Source organism: Candidatus Methylomirabilota bacterium, assembly GCA_036005065.1.
Taxonomy (GTDB): domain Bacteria; phylum Methylomirabilota; class Methylomirabilia; order Rokubacteriales; family DASRDR01; genus DASYQW01.
The window spans coordinates 1-2,238 of the sequence record DASYQW010000040.1 but is presented as its reverse complement, the minus strand read 5'-3'; the positions used below and the strand labels follow the sequence as shown (position 1 = coordinate 2,238).

Sequence of the window (2,238 nt, the reverse complement as noted above, 5' to 3'; positions counted from 1 at the left end):
GGACGGGGCGTCGGAGACGGATGCCTATCTCGAGGGCTGGGGACAGAGTCCCGACCGCGAGCGCGCCGGCAGCGCGCACGAGGTCGCCGAGCAGGTGGCGGCGGCGCTGGAGGCCGAGTTCCCTCAACTGGTCGCCAGGGTTTTCCCGCCCGTCTAGGAAGCTCGGAGGGGGGCTGCGCCCCCCTTCCGAACCTCCCCCCGAAACAGGTTGCGCCGGCGAAGCCGGCGCTCGGAGCGGAACACCAATTGCGCATCGTCCCTCTCGGACGTCTGCCGCCCGTTACTCCGGCCGGCGCCTAGGGTCCTGAGCCCGAAGTTCGTTGATGAACGGCACCGCCGGGCGGGGGTGGGGGCGCTCCCGCCGGAACCGTGGCTTCTGCGGGTTGCCGGAGCAGAAGAGCCTCATCTCGTGGCCCGTGATGGTCGGGGGCATCGCCTGACGAGGGAGCGTGTTCCGGTGGGGGCGCCCCCGCCCTCGCCCGGCTTTTGTCGGCGAGTCAGGACACTAGCGTGCCGGGAGAGGCGCGCCGCATTTCTTCACTCTCCCCGCCGTCCGGGGAGAGCAGGATGAGGGAGGTCGGCGCGCCACGGGCGCTGGCAGGCTCTATCCGGCGAGTCGCTCGCACACCGGCCGCATCCGTTGAAGGGCCGCTCTGAGGTTCGCCTCGGAGTTGGCGTAGGACAGCCGCAAATAGCCCTCGCCGTACTCGCCGAAGGCGGTTCCGCCCAGCACCGCGACGCCCGCCTCGTTGAGCAACGCCTCGGCCACCTCGGCGGACGGGCGTCGCAGCCCCGTGACGTTCGGGAAGACGTAGAACGCGCCCCGCGGACTGCGGCAGGAGACGCCGGGCAACCGGTTGAGCCCGTCCACGACCAGATCGCGGCGTCGCCTGAACTCGGCGACCATCTGCGCCACCGGCGTCTGGTCGCCCTGCAGCGCGGCGATGCCGGCGAGCTGGGTGAACGAGGCGGTGCAGGAGTTCGAGTTCACCATCAGCCGCGTGACGTGCTCGGCGAGCGGGATCGGCATCACGCCGTATCCCAGTCGCCAGCCCGTCATCGCGTAGGACTTGGAGAAGCCGTCGAGGATGATGACGAGGTCCTTCATCCCCGCGAATCGCGTGATGGAGGCGAACTCGCCGTCGTAGAGGAAGGCCTTGTAGATCTCGTCCGCCAGCACGGGGATGCGATACCGCTTGGCGATCTCGGCCACCCGTCCGAGCTGGTCGGGCTCGAGCACGCCGCCCGTCGGGTTCTGGGGGGAGTTGATGATGATCAGCTTGGTCCGCGACGATGCCTTCTGCTCGAGCACGGCCAGGTCGAAGCCGAAGCCGCTCTCCTCACGCAGCGGGATGGGCACGGGGACGCCACCCACGAAGTTGATGACGGACTCGTAGATGGGAAAGCCGGGGTTCGGGTAGATCACCTCGTCGCCCGGGTTCACGAGCGCCGTGATCACGAAGTACATGATCGGCTTGGCGCCCGGCGTGACGACGACCTCCTCCGGGGTCACCGCGATGTTGCGCGTGGCGGCCACATCCTTGGCGATGGCTTCGCGCAACTCGGGAAGGCCGGCGGAGGGACCGTAGTGAGTCGCCCCGGTATCGAGCGCCCGCTTGGCCGCCTCCCGGATGTGGACGGGGGTGTCGAAATCGGGCTCGCCGATCTCCAGATGGACGATCTCCTTGCCCTGCCGCTCGAGCGCCCGCGCCCTGGCCAGCACCTCGAAGGCCGACTCGGTGCCGAGCCGGGACATCCGTTCCGCGACGTTCATGTCGTCTCTCCATGGGGTTGATACAAGGCCTTGATTATACTAGAGCACATGGACCTGGTGGAGATTCCTCCGGGCTGGTTCTGGATGGGCTGGGAGGAAGGGCACCCGGGCGAGCGTCCCCGCCACCGCGTCTGGATCGAGAGCTTCCGCATCGCCCGAGCGCCCGTCACCAACCGGGACTACGCCTCGTTCCTCGCCTCGACCGGAACCGCGTCGCCTCCCTGGTGGGGCGATCCGCGCTTCAGCCATCCGGCTCAGCCGGTGGTCGGCGTGAACTGGCCCGAAGCCGTGGCCTATTGCACCTGGCTGGCTCAGGAGACGGGCCTCGGCCATCGGCTGCCCACCGAAGCGGAATGGGAGAAGGCCGCCCGCGGCGGGCTGTGTGCCGCGCGGTTTCCCTGGGGCGATGCGCGGCCGGCCGTATCGTCCTTCGACCGACCCCCTCTCGTCACCGACACTCCTGC

At 69.2% G+C, this 2,238-nt stretch carries 2 protein-coding genes; one reads left to right on the top strand and one right to left on the bottom strand.

Features of this window, described 5'->3' with window-relative positions; translation table 11 throughout:
• Positions 1-604: 604 nt before the first annotated feature.
• Positions 605-1,774: a pyridoxal phosphate-dependent aminotransferase gene (locus tag VGW35_02700; GenBank protein HEV8306552.1), complete on the bottom strand. Its 1,170-nt coding sequence runs from the start codon at positions 1,772-1,774 to the stop codon at positions 605-607.
• 48 nt (positions 1,775-1,822) lie between these two features.
• Between VGW35_02700 and VGW35_02695 the strand changes: the two genes are divergently transcribed.
• Positions 1,823-2,238, top strand: a 416-nt coding sequence (locus VGW35_02695) for an SUMF1/EgtB/PvdO family nonheme iron enzyme (GenBank protein ID HEV8306551.1), incomplete at its 3' end; no start/stop codon positions are given.

What these genes read in the sequence shown, in the direction of transcription:
- VGW35_02700 (HEV8306552.1), bottom strand. Translation starts at nt 1,774, where the DNA reads ATGAACGTCGCGGAACGGATGTCCCGGCTCGGCACCGAGTCGGCCTTC.